13 protein-coding genes and 2 pseudogenes are annotated in these 19,720 nt (G+C 33.4%); 14 read left to right on the forward strand and 1 reads right to left on the reverse strand.

Translation table 11 applies throughout. The features are described from left to right. The first annotated feature begins 5 nt into the window (after positions 1–5). Together ACTWPX_RS06835 and ACTWPX_RS06840 are read left to right on the forward strand one after the other, a co-directional pair. Positions 6–1,490 (forward strand): glycoside hydrolase family 32 protein, encoded by a 1,485-nt coding sequence (locus ACTWPX_RS06835; RefSeq protein WP_443119065.1) that lies wholly within the window; start codon positions 6–8, stop codon positions 1,488–1,490. Further along, positions 1,487–2,443 carry a carbohydrate kinase family protein gene (locus tag ACTWPX_RS06840; RefSeq protein ID WP_443119066.1) on the forward strand — a complete coding sequence of 319 codons (957 nt, stop codon included), beginning with the start codon at positions 1,487–1,489 and terminating at the stop codon, positions 2,441–2,443. Before ACTWPX_RS06835 ends, ACTWPX_RS06840 begins: the two co-directional genes overlap by 4 nt. Positions 2,444–3,046: 603 nt before the next feature. Here the strand turns inward: ACTWPX_RS06840 and ACTWPX_RS06845 are convergent. Continuing rightward, positions 3,047–3,217, reverse strand: a pseudogene (locus ACTWPX_RS06845) (ATP-binding protein); the annotation flags it as partial. 485 nt (positions 3,218–3,702) lie between these two features. Between ACTWPX_RS06845 and ACTWPX_RS06850 the strand changes: the two are divergent. The 12 genes and pseudogenes from ACTWPX_RS06850 (at position 3,703) to ACTWPX_RS06905 (ending at position 19,363) form a co-directional block, all read left to right on the forward strand. Further along, on the forward strand, positions 3,703–5,544 hold the full coding sequence (locus ACTWPX_RS06850) for a hypothetical protein (RefSeq protein WP_443119067.1): 1,842 nt from the start codon (positions 3,703–3,705) through the stop codon (positions 5,542–5,544). Positions 5,545–5,720: 176 nt separating this feature from the next. Then, positions 5,721–5,912 (forward strand): hypothetical protein, encoded by a 192-nt coding sequence (locus tag ACTWPX_RS06855; RefSeq protein WP_443119068.1) that lies wholly within the window; start codon positions 5,721–5,723, stop codon positions 5,910–5,912. 95 nt (positions 5,913–6,007) lie between these two features. Next, positions 6,008–7,984 carry a TOMM precursor leader peptide-binding protein gene (locus ACTWPX_RS06860; RefSeq protein WP_443119069.1) on the forward strand — a complete coding sequence of 659 codons (1,977 nt, stop codon included), beginning with the start codon at positions 6,008–6,010 and terminating at the stop codon, positions 7,982–7,984. Positions 7,985–8,010: 26 nt separating this feature from the next. Further along, positions 8,011–10,692, forward strand: a complete 2,682-nt coding sequence (locus ACTWPX_RS06865; protein ID WP_443119070.1) for a lantibiotic dehydratase — start codon at positions 8,011–8,013, stop codon at positions 10,690–10,692. Between the two features lie 5 nt (positions 10,693–10,697). After that, positions 10,698–11,708, forward strand: a complete 1,011-nt coding sequence (locus tag ACTWPX_RS06870; protein WP_443119071.1) for a thiopeptide-type bacteriocin biosynthesis protein — start codon at positions 10,698–10,700, stop codon at positions 11,706–11,708. Further along, a complete protein-coding gene (locus ACTWPX_RS06875) occupies positions 11,708–12,784 on the forward strand; it encodes a lantibiotic dehydratase C-terminal domain-containing protein (protein ID WP_443119072.1) in 1,077 nt (358 codons plus the stop codon). The genes ACTWPX_RS06870 and ACTWPX_RS06875 overlap by 1 nt, the downstream gene beginning before the upstream one ends. A gap of 2 nt (positions 12,785–12,786) precedes the next feature. Continuing rightward, entirely contained in the window at positions 12,787–14,277 is a 1,491-nt protein-coding gene (locus ACTWPX_RS06880; RefSeq protein ID WP_443119073.1) for a SagB family peptide dehydrogenase, read from the forward strand. 61 nt (positions 14,278–14,338) lie between these two features. Then, positions 14,339–15,055, forward strand: coding sequence for an ABC transporter ATP-binding protein (locus tag ACTWPX_RS06885; RefSeq protein ID WP_443119074.1), 717 nt, complete (start codon positions 14,339–14,341; stop codon positions 15,053–15,055). Beyond that, positions 15,048–16,340: an ABC transporter permease gene (locus tag ACTWPX_RS06890; RefSeq protein WP_443119075.1), complete on the forward strand. Its 1,293-nt coding sequence runs from the start codon at positions 15,048–15,050 to the stop codon at positions 16,338–16,340. The genes ACTWPX_RS06885 and ACTWPX_RS06890 overlap by 8 nt, the downstream gene beginning before the upstream one ends. 28 nt (positions 16,341–16,368) lie before the next feature. Beyond that, on the forward strand, positions 16,369–17,151 hold the full coding sequence (locus ACTWPX_RS06895) for a class I SAM-dependent methyltransferase (RefSeq protein ID WP_443119076.1): 783 nt from the start codon (positions 16,369–16,371) through the stop codon (positions 17,149–17,151). Positions 17,152–17,714: 563 nt separating this feature from the next. After that, positions 17,715–17,998 (forward strand): annotated as a pseudogene (locus tag ACTWPX_RS06900) (TSUP family transporter); the annotation flags it as partial. A 324-nt stretch (positions 17,999–18,322) separates the two neighbouring features. After that, positions 18,323–19,363, forward strand: a complete 1,041-nt coding sequence (locus ACTWPX_RS06905) for a M14 family zinc carboxypeptidase (RefSeq protein ID WP_443119077.1) — start codon at positions 18,323–18,325, stop codon at positions 19,361–19,363. The last annotated feature ends 357 nt before the right edge of the window (positions 19,364–19,720 follow it).

The following is a 19,720-nucleotide window of genomic DNA, read 5'->3' on the forward strand; positions in this document are numbered from 1 at the left end:
CACGTATGAAAACTAACTACTTACAAAAATACAGACCATATCTGCATTACGCACCAAGAGAACATTGGATGAACGACCCAAATGGTTTAGTTTATTTCAAAGGTGAATATCACTTATTCTACCAATATTACCCGGAAGACACCGTTTGGGGACCGATGCATTGGGGACACGCAGTCAGTAAAGATTTAATTCAATGGGAAGAATTAGATATTGCATTATACCCTGATGAACTGGGAATGATTTTTTCTGGAAGTGCTATCGTAGACTGGAACAATACAACTGGTTTTTTTGCAGATGAACCAGGCTTAGTAGCGATTTTTACTAATCATTTAGAGCGTGGAGAAGAAAACGAGCCAATTCAAACACAAAGTTTGGCATACAGCCATGATCAGGGAAGGACATGGAAGAAGTATGAAGGGAACCCAGTGTTAGGTCATGATACTAAGGTAGACTTCAGAGATCCTAAAGTGATCTGGCACGAGGAGACAAAGAAGTGGATTATGGCATTAGCTACGGGACAGACCATTTCTTTTTATTCTTCTTTCAACTTAATAGAGTGGCAGTTCGAGAGCGAATTTGGAGAAAATATTGGGATTCATGACGGGGTGTGGGAATGCCCTGATTTATTTCAATTAAAAGCTGAAAATTCTAATGAACAAAGATGGGTCTTGATTGTGAGTGTGGGTGATAACCCTGAATTTGACATTGGGTCACAAACCCAATATTTTATCGGTTCTTTTGATGGTTCTACATTTACGGCTGAAAACGTTTCTGTTAACTGGCTGGATTTCGGAAAGGATAACTATGCTGGAGTTAGTTTTTCGGACATACCAAAAGAGGATGGACGACGCATCTATCTCGGGTGGATGAGTAACTGGAGATATGCGGACCAGGTTCCAACAGAAGTGTGGAGAAGTCAGATGACTCTGCCTCGGGAACTTTCCCTTTGGGAAAATGAAGATGGTTTTACCGTTGTACAACAACCAGTAAAAGAACTTGAATCCTATTTTTCTAAAAAAATTGCCACACACGACACAATTGATAGTGAGGAAGAAGTGAAAACGTATCAAGTTAGTGAATCTTATGTAGATTTGATTTTAAACCTTGAATGGATAAGTGCCGAACAATTTAATATCGTTCTCCATCATACGGAAGACCAATTTACGACAATTAAGATAGACGCATTAAAGAAGAAAGTGAAGCTGGATCGAAGCCAATCAGGGAAGGTGGATTTTTCGGATATCTTCTCCTCTGAACAGGGATTAGAATTAGAAAGTATAGAGAATATAAATCTACGCATAGTCATTGATTCTTCTTCTGTTGAACTGTTTATAAATGAAGGAAGATATGCTCTTACAAGTTTAATCTATCCAGATCAAGCATGTGAAAGTATTTCTTTGTCGACTTCTCAAGGGAAAGTCAAAGTGACCAATAGCTCTATCTCTGCACCCGTACAATCAATTGAAGTTCAAGAGGAGGAGGAAAGATGAATTCAACTTCCTCAGTCATTTGTATTGGAGAATTGTTAATTGATTTCTTTTGTAAAGATGTTAGGACCGACTTAGTCGAAGGAACTAACTTTGAAAAGCAGGCAGGCGGGGCCCCGGCAAATGTTTGTGCCACCATTGTAAAATTAGGTGGTAAAGCATCGTTCAGTGGGAAAGTCGGAAATGATCCATTTGGTCATTTTTTGAAACATACTCTTGATGAATTAGATATTGATACTTCAATGATCAAATTAGATGAAAAAAACTCAACTACATTTGCTTTTGTTTCTCTTAAGGAAGATGGAGAAAGGGATTTTGTATTTAATCGCGGTGCAGATGCTTATTTAACTGAAGAAGAGTTGAATCAATATGAACTGAAAAAAGCTGGAATTCTCCACTTTGGATCAGCTACAGCTTTATTAGAGGACCCATTCCAATCCACTTATTTAAATACGATGAAACAGTATAAATGTGATCAGCACTTCATATCCTTTGACCCTAATTATCGACCAGACCTTTGGAGAAGCAGAGAATCTGATTTTATTGAATTAGCACGTCAAGGCATCTCTCAGGCTGATTTTGTCAAAGTGAGTGAGGAAGAACTTAAGCTGATTTCAGGGGTGAATGAAATAGAACAGGGTGTCGAAGCCCTTCATCACCTGGGAACGGACTTGGTAGCCGTTACCCTGGGAAAACGCGGTACAATGATTTCGAATGGACGATTGAAAGAAGTTATTCCTAGTATTGAAGTTGAATCAATAGATTCGACGGGTGCTGGAGATGCATTTGTGGGCGCCATGCTTTATCAGCTAGCAAGAGAAGAAGAGCCTCAACAGGTTATTAATGATTTTCAAAAAATCAAAGAAATGACTACATTCAGTAACAAAGTAGGAGCGATGGTTTGCACCAAATTGGGAGCTATTTCTGCAATCCCAACACAACAAGAGATATTATAAATGAGGCTCAACACGAAAAATGACATAATTCATGACATACTTTTACTCGTAAATATTGATTGGCAGATAGAGATATTCTTATAAATACTTGGGAAGTTTTCGCTATTGTAAGGTCCTGGACGTCCTATTTATTCTCATTTGACTTGATGAAACTATGGGCGGCATGATGTAATAACGCCCAAAACCCTTTAGTGAAGGGATTTGTAGCCTTGTTAACCTCTTAAATGACATACCTTTTGCCATTCGAAATTAAATATAGGTTTCAATTAGCCTCTCAACAAAACAGTTGAGAGGCTTTTTGTTTGTGTGCCCGGCATGGGTATAAACTCTAGGGTTCAAGTCCTGAACGGTGAAGGTCGTTGTAGCCGTTAGTCAAAGGCAAGGGTGTCCAGGGTGACCTGGAATCTGAAGGAAGCCGGAGACAAATTTCCGCCCTGAGTAATACGAATCTCATAGAAGGCTGTCTGCGTATTTTGTTTGAAAAGAGCCACCTTCTCGGATAAATTGTGCAACCATTGCGGGAAAATAGAACCAGTTTCACGGTGTCAGAACCATATGAAAAAGGTGAAGAAAATTCCCCACCCTTTTAATAACGTTTAGTTTTTATTTCTGCAACCCATGTCGCTCTCTCATGGAAACTTGTCCATCAATAATTATCGAATAAGAATCATGAACAATCCTGTCTAGTATAGCGTCAGCTATCGTGGATTCACCAATGCGCTCATACCATCCTTCTGGCGCAAATTGGGAACAGAAAATAGTTGAAGCCGATTGAAAGTGGATGCTCCAGGAATACGATTACATCTGTCATAGACAGGGCTTTAGTATGTGATATTTCCTGGCCATTGTCAGACGAAGTGACAGATGATGACTTTGGGAGCATAATAAGATGCTATTTCAAGGAGGTTTCATTCAACAAAATCCTGCTTATATCTTAGAGTAGAATATAAGTCAAATTAATTTTTCAGAAAATTAATTTGACTTATGTGCATATGTATATTATCCTAGTATTTAGATTTTGTTACATTTATTGGAATGAAAATAGGAACTCAGACTTGGCCAATTACACTTAGGCATGTTTATTGAAAGTAATGATTCTCATTTGGACTATCCAGTTATCTGGCATACTACGCGGCTTCAGGTTTGGAACACTAATATATGTGTTCTCATCATTTATTATTATTGTCCAATCTTTTAATCAACTATCAAAGTTATATAAAAATCCATAAGATATATTAATAGAAAATGAGGTTTTATAAATGAAACCCAAAATAAAACCAAATGTTGTTTACTGGGCTACCGAAGAAGGAGTTGCTTTTAAAGGGAATAATGGAGTATCTATATTAAAAGGTAAAAATATTTACCCTTTAATGAGAAAGCTAGTCCCTTTTCTAGATGGATACCATAGTTTGGAAGAGCTTACTTCAAATAGTAGCGATGTGAATGCAAATGCTATAAAGAGAATAATTATTATTTTACTCGACAAAGGTTTTATCTATGATTACTTACAAGATGAAAGTAAGTTATCTAAAGCAATAATCGAAAGATTTTCGAGTGAGATTTCATTCATACATAGTTATGTGCAGAATCCTGAGAGGACATTTGAAGAATATAGAAATAGTCGCCTGTTGATTATTGGTCAGTCAAAATTAGTTTTCTCAACAGTATGGGGGTTAATTAATACTGGCAGTAAATATATTGACTATTCACTTACAAATGAACCAGAAAATTCTGATAAAGAAGATTTTTATAAAAAGCTGAGTAATGATGTTTTTCTACATAAGAACGCAGATTTAAATAAAATCAATATAGATTCTACAGAGCCTAATAATTATGATTTGGTTTTGTATTTGCAAGCTCATAAGGATAATACTAATTTAAATGATATAAACACAAAAAACAGGTTCGAGAATGTGAATTTCATCCCAATATTGTATTGTGATGATGGCGCGTTAATAGGGCCTATACCTGAAAATCATTGTTGGAAATGTGTGAGGAATAGAAGTGAAGAATTACTGGGTGATATTAACTCTGATTATATAAATGAAGAAACGAAAGTAATTTATTTATCAAACTCAGTATCATTCGAGGTATTTAAATACTTAACGAAAATAGAGACTTACGAAAAAACGAATGTAGTACTTTTAAGATTTGATGATTTTACCCAAGAACAAATTTATGTTCCTCAGGTTAAGGGTTGCAATAATTGTACTAGAACAATTAATGGAAAACTAATGCTAGAAAATCATTATTTAGATACTAGCGAAACGTACAATGACAAGGGACATAGAGAACTATTCATAGAAAAGGCACTAAACTGTGTTGTAGGAGAACGTACAGGGATACTACGCAAACTTTCTTTTGAAGATAAGGAGCAATTACCAATACAAAAGTGCGCGGTTTCATTGTGTGGAAAATATTCAGATCATCAAATTGAGGGAATTGGTGTAAATCATAAAGATGCTATGTACAATGCCCTGATAAAAGGGCTGGAGAGTTATGCGCATCAAGAATCAGTAAATCGAAACATTAGAAACTTGTATCAGCTTAACAATCAGGAGATACACTTAAATCAAGAAGTAGCTTCAAAGGATTTTGTATTTGCAATTGGTCATTCATCAAAAGAATGTTTTAATAATGGAATTGGGAATGTGGAAGTTATTGACATAGTAACTAACGGACGTATGTTCCATAAGTTAACAAAAAAGGAATTGAAAATAGATGGAGATATCCAAATTTACCTATCCATAATTAATAAATTTCTGAATGGAAAAGTGGAATTTATAGAGTTCGACACAAAATATCCCATTTCATTAATAGGGCTTATATTGGACGGAAGGTTATGGAGTGTTACGTATCATAAAGATAGACAAAATGCAGCTTTAAAAGCGGTTATTCAGAGCATAAATAAGTTACAAAATCCTTCTAGTAAGCCTATTTGTTATTACAGAGATTTACGTGCTGCTGCAATCAACTATAAAAATTCCAGTAAGGATACAGAAATAGTATTCATACCTTGGAAGGAAGATATATATTTACTAGAAAGTCTTCAATTGAAAATTCTCGGGTTTAAAGTGATTGATTCTAATTTAATACTATAGATTAATTCTAACGAATTCAAAGCTTCGAACTATTGATATATTTCTAACTCATATAGTACAGGGTTTATAGTTAAAAAGTGGGTGACTCACTTTCTCACTTCATAGTATGAATTCCAAGTGCTCGTGAAAAGTATTTTATATTTCAAGAAAATAATTCTTTGAAAGGGGGTGAAAAAATGAGTCAGAAAGTAGAAATGAACGATTTGGATTTAGAGCTTGAACTAGATTTAGGAGACCTTGAGGTTTCTGATGTAGAAGTACTTGACACTGATGAAGCCATTGGGATGGCAGAAGGACAAGCTTCATTCGCTCCTTCATTGATTTCATGTACTACCTCAATTATCTCCACATCTACTAGTTCTGGATAATTATGAGGAATCTTTAGGGTCGGTCTTTACGACCGATCCTATACATATTATTCCCTTTAATTACTATTTATAACCGAAAGTTGGAGATTTTATTCATGAAATCTTTGAAAAAAATATTATTGGTTGGAAATTTCGAATTTACCGATAAATTCAAACGAAAAATGACTACTATTGCACCTTATTTAGAATTTTATGCAGTTAATGATCTGAGTGACATCACTAAGGAACAGCTCTGTAATCACTTTAGTATAATAATTTCTCTCTATAGTTATTATGATGATAGTTTAGAATTACAAATCCAACAATGGGCTCATTTTAATCACTTATCTTATTTGCGAATTCACCTTAATATGGATGAAATTATTATCGGTCCTTATTCGGTAAAGGATAAGCCTGGCTGTCTAGAGTGTCAAATATATAGACAGGATAACGCCAATCAACTTAGTGAATTGAGAGACTCTAATGGATATGTTGAAAATGAATCTTCAAGAACATTTGTTCTGGGATATCAACATATGTCTTTAGTGTGTATGTTTGTAAAAGAAGAATTACATAGCATAGCGCGAAATAAAAAGTTGTTAACTCATAATAATATATATCGAATAGACTTAAAAACACTAAAGAGTCATTACCATAGCTTTATACCAAATCCACGTTGCAACCATTGTAGTGAATTACCTCAGGATCGAAAGGAAAGTTCAATACTAAACCTAAAATCTCGTCCATTAGAGAAAAAAGGTGATTTTAGGGTGACTAATGATAAACTTTCCTTGAAAATTTTGAGAACCGCTTTACTAGATCAAAGACAAGGCATGATCACTTCATTAACCTCATACGCAAACAAATTCCTTCCAGTAACAATTGGACATAGAGCTGTACATAATAGTAAAAAAAATGATCCTTCCATAGGTAAGGAGAACACATTTACTATGAGTGAAACAGTATCATTTCTTGAGTGCCTAGAAAGAGTAGCTGGAAGCTACCCTCAAGGAAAAAATGTAAATGTAATAGAAAGTTACGAAAGAATAGTAAATGAAGCAATCCATCCAAAAGAATTTGGACTTTACTCCCAAAAACAATATTCTTTAGAAAGTTTTACATTAAAGCCATTTGAAGACAATGAAGCTATCCCTTGGATTTGGGCATATTCAAATATATTAAAAAAGCCAGTCTTAATACCTGAAGATATTGCCTACTTTGGTAATTATGAAAGAAAAACAGAAAGGTTTGTATTAGAAACCTCCAATGGTTGCGCTTTGGGTGGGTGTATGGAGGAAGCAATATTACACGGTTTGTTTGAGGTAATTGAAAGAGATGCGTTTTTACTAATGTGGTATGCCAAACTAAGCTATCAATCCGTTAATTTAGAGTTAATCGATGATGAATATATTTATTTCTTGTATAAAAGTATTGAAACTTTAGGATATGAAGTATATGTATATAACATAACAACAGATATGAAAATACCAAGTTTTGCAGCCTTTTGTGTAAATTCTAAATTAGAAGCACCATACCTTTTTACTTCTGCAGGAACACACATAGACCCATTTAAAGCAATTAAAAGTGCGTTACAAGAGATTGCAGCACACGCGCAGAATGCTCAATTTATTTATGAGAATAACAAAGATAGGGTTTCACTCTTAAGTAAGGACCCTGAGAGAATAACTAATATAGAAGATCATTATTTGTTTTACTACGATCCAATAAATAGAGGTCATTTGGATTTCCTTTTAGAAGGTGAAAGTGAAAAGGTCGACATTAATGAGATGTTTAATACCTCGTTCAAATCTGATGATATAACTGAATATTTAAATATACTTATTGATAGAGTCATTGAACTAGGGTATGACGTAATCGTTGTCGATCAAACTCCACATTTAGATATCTATAAAGACCTTAATTTGTCGGTAGTAAAAGTATTAATACCAGGTGCCCTTCCTCCTGGGTTCGGCACGAACTATGAGAGGGTTTTAGAACTCAACCGCGTGTACAGCTATCCAATTAAAGCTGGACTAAAGAACGAAAAGCTTAATAAAAATGATTTGAATAAATCGCCACATCCATTTGCATAATTTTAAAGTGAGGTGTTTAGAAGCATATGTGTAAAGTAAAGGGTGACAAAGAACAAAATAAACTATTTTATTCGGAAGATGTCTTGTTTAGAATTGGTGGATTACCATTTGATACAATGGAACTTTTTAAGCATAGGGAGACCGTAAAAGTTATAAGAAATATGTTGAACATAGATGATAGGTTAACCTCACTAAAGGGATCTATTGATTCTGTATTATTTGACGAAATTAAGTCAGCAGAAAATGATGATATAAGAAGAAAGTTGATCAATATTAAGAGAGAAATTAAAAAAGGTAAAGTGCACAAACAGATTGATTACGCAATTAACGAATTAGACTATAATAATCGATTGTTATTGGAGGAGTTTGTTGACTTATTAAACAAGAGAAAAATACATACTGAACAAGTAGAAGGTATATTTAATAGAGAATTGACTACAATACGGGAGCACTTGCAAAATGTGAGCAATGACGAGGAATTCTTAAAGGGAGTTTTATTATCAAGTGAAAGCTTATTTTCAAAAATATACTCATATGTCAGTACTCCAATAAACGAGCAAAACAAGAAATTAAGAAAAGTAGAAAAAAATTTAATGATGTATTTAAGTAGAGTTACAGCTAAAACAAGCCCTTTTAGTACTTTTACTCCAGTCTCATTTGGTCGTTTCGACCGAGACAAAAATGTTTGTTCAGTCGATGAACGAAAAGAGAAAAGATCGTTAATTAGAATCAATTATATTATGGTTCTGTATCTTCAATCGATAGCTGAGAAGCACTTAGAGATAAAAAAAGACCTTCCCATACTAATCAATAAAAACATAAGGTTTAAGAATAACAAATTAACAGTATTCAGGTCTAAGTTACTTATGAATGGAGAAAATCCAAAGACCTTATTTTGCCAAGAATCTTTCGTGAAAATAGAGATGAATCGTATCATAGAAACTGTTGTTAATATACTTGATGGAAGTTCTCAGGTAACTTATTCCAGACTTATAATTCAACTAAAAGAAGTGTATCCCAGTTTAGAAAAAGAAAAAATAGAAAAATTCGTAAATAAATTAATTGATTATCAATTAATTGAATGCAAGTTAGATGTGCCAGATAATTCAGAAGATATTTTGCGCGATTTTATTGCTGAATTAAATCGGTATTGTACAAGTGATGTTGCAAAGACAATTGTTATGAACCTTAAGGATATGGAAGAATGTGTAAACACTTATGGGGGAGTCTCTGCATGGGAACGTAAGTTGATTTTAAGTAAGATACAAGACTTATTCGAAGAATCATGCAGAATGTTAAGTGGGGAAGTAAAAAAAATTACACCCATCATATTTGAGGATACTTCATATCAAGGGGATTTCAATTTAAAAACCTCAGATTGGTGGGAAACAAAAAAAAATCTTGGTGTGCTACAAAGGATTGTAAGTCTATTTTCAGTTAACCTGCCATATTCAATTACATTTAAAGAGTTTTTTGTTAGAAAATATGGAGTGAATGGAAGAAGTGAAGATGTCCTAGGGACATTAGATGAGTATGGGAAGTTTTTTAAAGATACATTTGACGATGAAGCTAATGAATATAACCCTTATAACCTAGAATTAATGGACACAGTAAACAAATTAAAAGGTGAGTTTTATTATCACTTGCAAGATAACATAGCGAATAATGATTCGAATGTTGAATTAGATATTAACTGGATGAAAGAGTTCTCAGAAAAAATCCCAGAAGAGGTTGAAAATATAGGATCTAATAGCTATTTCGTACAGCCGTATTACGATGAAGAAAACAAACTTATGGTTGTTCTAAATAGGATTGCATCTGGTTATGGGCAATTTATGTCAAGATTTGAACCGCTTCATTTTGATAGAGGTGAGGATAAATTTGTTAGAAATATTCGTGAAAATTATCAATCAATCCTGCCAGAAGGACATGCCTTTGCAGAACTAAACGGAACATTTGGATACAATGGAAATGTTCACAAAAATATGGCAACTTATGAATTCTCATATCCTGGTATCAGCACAAGCAGGAGTAAAGAAGAAAAATTTCTCATTGGTGACATCGAAATACTGCATAGTGCAAAAGATAATCAGTTATATTTTAAATCTGTATCTAATAACCTTTATCTACACCCATTGTATTTAGGGTTTTTGACATGGTATTTATTGCCTCCTATTTATAGAATGATATTTTTAATGGTTCCATCAACGTATTTTTCGATGCCTATATCAAGAGAATACTATAATAATGTTCCTAAGAAAGAAAGCAACGAAAAGGTAATAAAAATACCGAGAATTCAAATTGGAAACATTGTATTGTCAAAAAGGCAATGGTGGATACCTAAAAATAAGTTTAACGAAATAGAGGATAGTAATGATGTGAATTTACTTTTATCTGTAGAGCGATGGAGAAGAGAAAATGGTTTACCGAAGGAATTCTTTTTACACCTTAGTTATGATCAAAAAGAATTCTTGCTTGAGAACCCTTCTAGTTATGACAAGAATAAAGATAAGGATATCTTTAGAAAGCCTCAATATATAGACCTTGAAAATATTTACTTAATTAAATTACTTTACAAAAACATCAGTTATTGCAATCGATTTTTTGTAATAGAAGAAGTACTCCCAACGTCTCAGAACACAATTATGAATGGTTTTAAAGGTAATTATGCTACAGAGATAATCTTGGAATTAAATTATAGGAGGTGAAAAGCTTGAATATTAATTGGGTAGGTTTACACGTGTTTTATCATGACTTAAGCAGACTGGATCATTTATTAGTAAGAGGAATCCGTCCAATCATAAATGAGTTAAAAATTAATGAAGACATTCAAAAATACTTCTTCATAAGGTATTGGGACGGCGGGCCTCATGTACGGGTTAGATTATTAACTCAAGATAACAATTTTAAAAGAGTTAAAGCAGAAGCAAAAAAAAGTATATCTTCCTACTTTGAAAAAAACCCATCAAAAGTAAACTTAGAACCACAACGATATTACAACGATCTAAATGAACAAGAAAAGGTTCTGTATGAAAATCACACTATTAAAGAGTTTAAATATAATCCAGAGTACCAACGTTATGGAGGCGAATACGCAATGAGAGTTGCGGAGTCATTTTTCAAGTCCTCCAGTGATGTTTCTTTAAGCTTAATTAAAAGATATACTGATGACCGTAACAAGCTTTATAGTGTTGCGAAAGATATGATGCTGCTCACTGCCTGTTCTTTTTTTCCTCTAAACGAACATTTAATAGATTTTTTCAAAAGTTACTCCAAGTATTTTAAGGTTTATGAGAGGAATGAAGTAAATGATAGTAAAGTTTTTAGATATTGGAATTCTTCATACCACAAACAATCGGAGCAGCTTAAAAATCAAATAAAACCACTTATATCTTATGTGTCACATGGTGAAGTTGAGCAACTCTCCGCTCTTTATAAATATTGGTTTACCGAAAGTGAAAGGACATGTGTAGAATTGGATGGCCTTTACGAAAGACAACTACTTATTCATCCTTTGAACGGGAAAGAATTGGATTCGACGAACAATTCTGAAAAGATAGAATCTTATGTTTCTTATGTGCAGTCTTACATTCATATGCATAATAATAGATTAGGTATTAATCCTATTGAAGAATCATACTTGGCATATTTAATTTATAGAACTCTCTTAACAGTCTTAGAGGATAGTGAAAGCATAGCTAACTTAACTAGGGGTGAACGATAATGTGGAATACACTTAATTTATACTACCATGGTTCAGATAAAAACAAAGTGATTATCAATGAAATCGATCCAATTATACAGTACTTAAAAAGTGAAAACCTGATAGAAGGATTTTATTTTGTCAGGCATTGGGTAAAGGGACCGCACTTAAGGTTGAATTTCAAGTGTGATTCTACATTGTTTAATCATCAAGTAATACCAATAGTTTCTGGTAAGTTGGAGAAATTCCTAAAGCATTATCCATCTGAAGATATTAAAGAAGTTGATGTACATACGCATTATAAGGAATTGGCTAAAATGGAATTAATTACAGAAGATATTTTTCCATTTGAAGATAATAATTCAATTAAAACATCCACATATGAAACACATACCCTTTTAGGTAAACAAGGCTTGTTTGTTAAAGAGAAGTATTGTACAGAAACATATGGTTTAATAGTAGAATTGTTAAGAAGATCTAATGAACGCAAAGATCAACTGTTTAATGACTTAATGCATATCATGATTTTATGTATATCAACAGTTGATGATATGCGTTTTACATACCTAAGTTTTAGATCTCATTCAGAAAGTATGCTGCATGGATTTGATAAAAACAATAGGCTACGAGACCGTTTCGAGAATCAGTACAATAAGAATCAAAAGTTAATAATGTCTATCATTAAAAGAATTGAGAGAAAAGAGTTAAACGATGAATTCTTTGTTAAATGGGTAAATCATTTTAACCAATTTCACTCTTTAGTAAAAAAATTAGTAGAAAACAAGGAGATAAAACCTCCGATGCCTGAAGATACGGAGAATTTTTATCGTGAAAATGGCTTTCCTAAGAATTGGGTTACCAAGGATATGAGTAACTTCCATAATATGCTGTACTCTAGAAAGTCTTTTGATTCTGTTATAAATAGTGACATTTTTAATACCCTCCGTATAATGCTTAATGTTTTATATGTTACATTCGGACAAGTAGGAATAAAACCACTTGAGCGATATTATTTATGTTACTTAGTTGCAAATGGTGTTGAAGATTTTTTTAATATTAATTGGAAACAGCAAATAAAAAGCGCTTATGGTGATTAATTATGAGTAAAGAATATTCCAATATATATAAAGAATATTTATCGAAGTGTCATTCTCCACTAAGTGAAGCTAAATTCCATGCACAAAGAAATTGGTCAAAAATATATTATAATACACCGAAAGTTCCGTTAAAACATAATATTAATATTGAGGATAATACTATCAACGTATCTGCATTATTAAAGCTATCATATGGTCAAACTCATTTGGATGTTGTTAATAGAAAAATGCAAGATAAGAACTATACACAGAAGTTTAGAAGAGCACTTCCCTCGGGTGGTGGGTTATATCCAAACGAATTATATATCTGGATAAAGAATGACTCTCAAAGTGGAATTTATCATTACAACCCTATTGGTCACGAGCTAAGCTTGGTCAAGCAAGGTGATTTTCAGTCAGAAATAAATTCCATAATTGGTCAAGAAGGTAGTAGGCATAATTCCCCGCTTGTTTTTTTTGTCACAAGTATATTAGATAAAAATACTTATAAGTACAAATATTTAAGTTATCGTATTCAATGTCTAGACACTGGAGTTATATTACAACGATTAAAAGAAACTTTTAATGGTTTTAATTTTACTACGGATATAGTCTTGGATTTTGATGACCTAAAATCGAAGGAACTAATCAATATTGACCATAACGAAGGGATGCTGGGAATAGTAACAGCTAAATCTAACACGAAAGAAATCAGATTACCTAAGAGTTCATTCAACAGTAGAATATCAAAACAGATAAAAGAAGAAAATCATTTAGATAATAATCTGAAATATAAAGAAAGCGATGCTCTAGATTTCATTGAAAGCTTACACCACAATAGCAAGTTTAAAAGTATAACAAACAAAATTCGGAATTTAGGTTTTGATAGGTCCGAAACATCTGGATATTGTATAGAATTACCAAAAAGGGTTACTGAGAATGAAAAGGATATGTTAGAATATATTGACAATAGAAAGACTATTTTCCATCATTTCATGGGTACCATGATTACTAAAAATCAGCTATCACTAATATTATCTAAGGTATTTCAAACTAAAACCTTTAATACGAATGAGTTTCCATTAAACCTATATTTGTATTTAAGAGATATTGAAGGTGTCTCAAATGGTTTCTATAGGTATATACCGAGCGAACATAAAATGAGTTACATTAACAATGAAGATATACCTGAAAAGATAAGAGATAATGTTATACAGCCTGACTTAGACTTGTATAAAGTGAATGTTACGGCATTCATAACGGGGAATCATAATAAGGCTTATGCTTCCATTGGTAATAGAGGTTATAGAATATTGAATATTGCTGCAGGGTTACTATTAGGAAAATTGTTAAGTAACACAAATTCTATTGGATTGGGTACATACCCTTTCTTAGCTTATGACGTAAATCTTATGAAAGAAACACTCGATCTCCAAAATGATGAATATCCATTAATTATTGCATTTTTAGGCGTGAAAAATCAGAACTCAAGATTAACTTTCCAAATGTATTAATGATTGCATCTATTTAATTCACAAATCATATTACTAACTTATCAGTCAAAGGATGATTTTATTGGAACTGCTGAAAGTGTCGATTAATAGTGCCGGTTATCAAAAGACCCACAAAGTAATAGAAAACATAAATTTCACGTTACATGCTGGGGAATTGATTGGACTTTTAGGACCGAATGGTGTTGGAAAAAGTACAACAATTAAATCAATTATGGGGACTATAGATCAAATAGAAGGAAGTATAGAATTTAAAGGTCCCACCGAATCATATGCTTATATTCCTGAACAACCTATTTTTTATGAAGATCTTACTTTATGGGAACATATCCGCTTTCTCGCATCTTTAGATGGAATTAATGAGAGTGATTGCTTTTCAGAGGCGCAAGAATTGCTGAAGATATTCAATTTAGAAGAGGCAAAAGATCAATTGCCCGGAAACTTTTCAAAAGGGATGCAGCAGAAGTTGATGATTGTTCTAGCCTTTTTAATAAAGCCAGATGTTTATATTATAGATGAGCCCTTCATAGGTTTAGACCCCTTGGCATTAAGAGCATTTTTGCGATTATTAGAAGACAAAAGAAAGTTAGGGGCGGGAGTATTAATGTCAACTCATGTCTTGGATACTGCGGAAAAAATTTGTGATAAATTCCTTTTAATATCTAATGGAAGTTTAGTAGCAAGAGGTACTTTAACAGAAATAAAAGAATCAAACGCTTTAAACGCAGAGAGTTTATATGAGTGCTTTGAAAAATTATTGGTGAGGGAACAAAATGCTTGAAAAAAAGCTATTTAATAATTCATTAGAGCTAGGAAAAAGTAGAATCGTAAATTCGTACAAACGTATATATAACATATGGAAATATACTGTGGATAAAACAGTCTGGGTGTATATTATATTCCCCTTAATTATTTTCCTGCTTTATCATTATTACGAGCTTTGGAATTCGAGTGCAGCATGGCCATTCCTACTTAATGACTTTTTAGTAATAATGGTGTCATTCATTTTCATATGGGCGGGACATATGAAAGTTTACGTTGAAGAAGGAGATCAATTATTACTTCTACAAAGTAAACGGCACATTAGGTCACTTTTCCTCTTAAGTCATATACACTTATTTTTGAAGTCATTTTTCATGTGTATGTTATTTCTCATTATACTTTTACCCATATTCACTCAATACTTAACGTTACCGTTGAAAGAAATAATCTTATGGTTTTGTTATCTGTTAATTTTAGGTTTGTGCTCTACAGTTCTTAAGTATAAAACATACCAAAGGTTTCAAGGGATTAAATTATATATATCATTGACTTGTTTAGCTATTATATTATTTTTGTGGACATATTTGTATTTTGCATACTCAGGTTCATTCTACATGATCCAGCTGATACAGTTAGTAGTGAGTCTTTTAGTGTATTTGTATTATTTATACAACAGTATTGATAAGTCTAAATTAACAAAAACTACTTTTGAACTAAATATAAGAAATGAAAGTAGAGTACTCCAATTCTTATTGTCAAAATCAGCCTACATTGGAGCGCCGGAGTTTTTATACACAAAAAATAATAAGACAAAGTATCTTTATTTAATTCTCGGTAAAAATTCTTCTCTCTTCAAACAAAACAGCCAGGTTAATGGCATGACAGAAATAGTAATTAAATCTTTCATTAGAAACAAGTCTTGGCTTGTTATGTATCTTCAAGTTCTTAGTGTGGGAGTTGTTCAACTCTGGTTAATTCCAGGGTTATTCATAAAGGTGATATTTTTAATTGTTTTAATTGCTATTCTACATAAGTTTTCAAATGTGTATTGGGAAAGAGTTTTTAACCATTCATTTTTTAATTTAATATTATGGGATAAGTATAAGTACAGTTCTCGTAAATTTACTTATTTATTAATTACTCCTGGAGCTATAGTATTTAGTAGTTTATTAGGTTATATTACTTATTCATTAATCGGACTTGTGACGTCTCTCGTTTTAGGTATTCTTATTATGCATATCTATATAAAAATGTATCCCGAATTTGTATCTAAGTTCGTTGTCATTACCCGTAGTAGACTATAGTAATAATATTTGAAAGGTGTTACTCAGGATGTCGAAAATAGATGTTTTTAACGAAAAAATGAAGTCTCAAATTAACATGAGCTGGGCCCAAGAAGAGAAGGTATTGGATTTGCTTAATGTAGAGGATGGAAAGTCTGTTTTGGAAATCGGGTGTGGTCCTGGCTTTGTTACTGAAAAATTGCTAAACAAATATCCTAACAGCACATTTACTGCAACTGACTATTCACAACAAACTATAAATCATGCAAATGAATACTTGATGGTTGATACGAATAACCGCCTTTCTTTGATACAAGATGATATTTTAAATTCTAATCTTCCAGAAGGGAAATATGATTTAGCCATAGCGCGGTATGTGTTTCAACACTTGAATGATCCTAGTTTGGCAATTCATAATATCACCAAGCTGCTTAAATCTGGTGGGCAATTAATAATAATAGATGTTGATGATGACATGTGGGGAATGTTAGAACCTTCTATTCAAGAAGTAAAAAACTTATTGAAGAAGTTTGGAAATGACCAGAAAGCTGGTGGTGGAAACCGATTGATTGGTCGTGACCTTTGGAAACTGATGGATGATGGTGGTTATATAGATGTAAATTATTTAGCACTACCTATTACTAGCCATCAAATAGGATTGCAGGCTTTTACAAAATTATTAGATACGAATCAAATTCGGATGTTGTATTCTTATGGAATGCTTTCAAAGGATGAAGCTATTAAAATAATTGATTCATTTAAAGATTTTTTTTCCTCTGATGATTCTTACGCTATGTCATTATTATTTATTTCTTCTGGATTTAAGGAATAATAAAACGTATCCAATACAGCGAACCCAAGTTTTCTTATTCTATTATTGAGATTATGTCTCTAAGGGAAAAATGACATAATTCATGACATACTTTTACTCGTAAATATTGATTGTCAGATAGAGATATTTTTATAAATACTTGGGGAGTTTTCGCTATTGTAAGGTCCTGGACGTCCTATTTAATCTCATTTGACTTGATGAAACTATGGGCGGCATGATGTAATAACGCACAAAACCCTTTTATGTAGGGGCTTATGCCCTTGTACAGTCTTTAACTGACATACTTTATATCAAAATTATCAATAACAACCTCTCAGTAATGAATTGAGAGGTTGTTTTATGTTTAAACAATTCACTTCACCGTTCGTAATGTTTTTTTAGTGCAAGGCACTAATCTGCTCATAATAAAAGTAAGTAATTTTCATTATCAATTTAATATTAATGCACCTTCTGCTCCGACAATTCCTGCGCCCACACCGACTAAACTCCCTACCGAACAGGCAGCTGAGAAAGTCGTCTATCTTCAGGTGAAAGAATATAATGAGCGCTGGGCGGTCGGAAACATATTAGTTCCTATTATGTTATTAGTATTAAAAATACCTACACGAATGACGATTGCCTCATCACTAGGATCACCTTCATTTCATCCATTGGCTCTACTACCGATAAATTACTGACAGGTCAAGTCCTATACATTCCAGCAGCCATCATGATTGTGGCAAGTCTGATAGCTTCACCATTAGGAGCCAATTTTGGAAAGAAAGTAAACATCAAGATTTTACAGACGATTTTAGCTGTATTGATTTTAGGCACGGCCATCAAAATTTGGATCGAGATTTTCAGTTAAGTTAGAAGCGTGGATGTAAAGTTTCTTTCTTTAAAAACTAAGACCGTGCCGAATTTAAAAGCGAATCTTAAATATATTGGCTTTTATTTAACTGAAAAGGAATAACGTGCTTACGCATATGGCTGAAGCACGTTATTTATGTTACTTCATTCGCAACTTTAAGCTCGCCAACTCCCTTACTATGGTCTTGAAAATTTTATCCCCTCCTTCAAATCACCTACCCTTATCTAGTTAAATGTTATTATTTCCCTCAAGGTGAAAGGGATTCCAATATTCATTATTGAAGTGGTATAGACAACAAAATTTGAAGGAGGATGATGATTGATGAAGAAAAAAGTCTTATCAATGGCTTTAGCAGGTACTTTACTTGCTACGGGAGCAGCAGCAGGAACAGTATTAGCAGGTGACAACAGTGCCAATGGCCCAAACTATGAGGGCAATGAAACGATTAAAAATGAACGCCTTCATAATTATGAAGAGATGGTTAAAGTATTGGAGAAAGCTGACAGTCAATCTAAAGCTATGGAGCTTGAAACTTACGGAGAGTCTGTAAAAGGGCGAGACTTATACTTAGCAAAATTCGGTTCTGATGAAGATAACCCTACTGTATTATTTCTTACACAGCAGCATGGAAACGAGACGTTAACGACAGAAGGCGCTCTTAAACTTATTCAGAATTTAACTTCAAACGGTAAGAAAACTCAAGAAATTCTAGATAACGTAAATGTTCTTATTGCTCCACGCTTGAATGTTGATGGGGCTGAAGGAGATGTTAATTTCTCTTTAGATGATTATGTCTCAGGTACACATACGCGCTATAACGCAAACGAAGTTGATTTAAACCGAGACCACGTGGATCGTGAACAGCCTGAAACGAAGGCCTTTCATGAGAATGTTTTACAAAAATATAACCCGGATTACATGATTGATCTTCACCACCAAGGTACACAAACGACACTCGGTGATTCAGATGAGCTGGTGTCAGGTTCTATTCTTTATCCGACGACAGAAAATGTAGATGATGAAGTGCTTCAACGTTCGAAGCAACTCGGTTCTGTTGTTTACAATGCTGTAAGTGATAAAGGCTATGGCTTACTTTCTAAGTATCCTGGTGGATCAGCAGAAACGATCAGCCGTAACGGTCTTGCAGTAGAATATGATGTCGCCACGTTATTGTTTGAAATGCGTGGAATGGCCGATCACGAATACGATGATTATGTCCTAGGACAAAAGAGCAACGGGAAGCTGATTCAACAAGCTGTTACTGCAATGGAAGCAACACTTGAAGCTCTAGCTGATGGTTCTATTAACGATGCAGATACGTCCTTCTGGGATGACCTTCCACTTAGTGGTTATGGCGAATAACAATTAAATTTGGCTGCTTAAACTGAAAGTGGTCCGCATCGAAATGATGCGGACCACTCTTTTTATGGTTTTCTTTTATTTTAATAAGAAAATAAGGACAACCTCTGATAAAATTAAGTTCCCACACAATAACCATCGGACTTATTTGAAAGAAGCAGAGAAAAATACTTTTAATACAACTGATATGCTTATAGTAATAAAAGCGCAGCTAAATAACGCTATTGAAGTAAATTCGTATATTAACATTAACCACATGAGATTTAATTTTTGCTTTCCACTGATCCTCACCCACTATATTTAACCAATGATAATGACATACTTTTATTAAGCTTTTATTATATTTACACGTATTCCCTA

Source organism: Halobacillus sp. H74 (genome assembly GCF_052246715.1).
Taxonomy (GTDB): domain Bacteria; phylum Bacillota; class Bacilli; order Bacillales; family Halobacillaceae; genus Halobacillus; species Halobacillus litoralis_A.

Bases quoted from the DNA above. Each gene is read 5' to 3' on its own strand.
- ACTWPX_RS06835 (WP_443119065.1), top strand. From the start codon at position 6: ATGAAAACTAACTACTTACAAAAATACAGACCATATCTGCATTACGCA.
- ACTWPX_RS06840 (WP_443119066.1), top strand. From the start codon at position 1,487: ATGAATTCAACTTCCTCAGTCATTTGTATTGGAGAATTGTTAATTGAT.
- ACTWPX_RS06850 (WP_443119067.1), top strand. From the start codon at position 3,703: ATGAAACCCAAAATAAAACCAAATGTTGTTTACTGGGCTACCGAAGAA.
- ACTWPX_RS06855 (WP_443119068.1), top strand. From the start codon at position 5,721: ATGAGTCAGAAAGTAGAAATGAACGATTTGGATTTAGAGCTTGAACTA.
- ACTWPX_RS06860 (WP_443119069.1), top strand. From the start codon at position 6,008: ATGAAATCTTTGAAAAAAATATTATTGGTTGGAAATTTCGAATTTACC.
- ACTWPX_RS06865 (WP_443119070.1), top strand. From the start codon at position 8,011: ATGTGTAAAGTAAAGGGTGACAAAGAACAAAATAAACTATTTTATTCG.
- ACTWPX_RS06875 (WP_443119072.1), top strand. From the start codon at position 11,708: ATGTGGAATACACTTAATTTATACTACCATGGTTCAGATAAAAACAAA.
- ACTWPX_RS06880 (WP_443119073.1), top strand. From the start codon at position 12,787: ATGAGTAAAGAATATTCCAATATATATAAAGAATATTTATCGAAGTGT.
- ACTWPX_RS06890 (WP_443119075.1), top strand. From the start codon at position 15,048: ATGCTTGAAAAAAAGCTATTTAATAATTCATTAGAGCTAGGAAAAAGT.
- ACTWPX_RS06895 (WP_443119076.1), top strand. From the start codon at position 16,369: ATGTCGAAAATAGATGTTTTTAACGAAAAAATGAAGTCTCAAATTAAC.
- ACTWPX_RS06905 (WP_443119077.1), top strand. From the start codon at position 18,323: ATGAAGAAAAAAGTCTTATCAATGGCTTTAGCAGGTACTTTACTTGCT.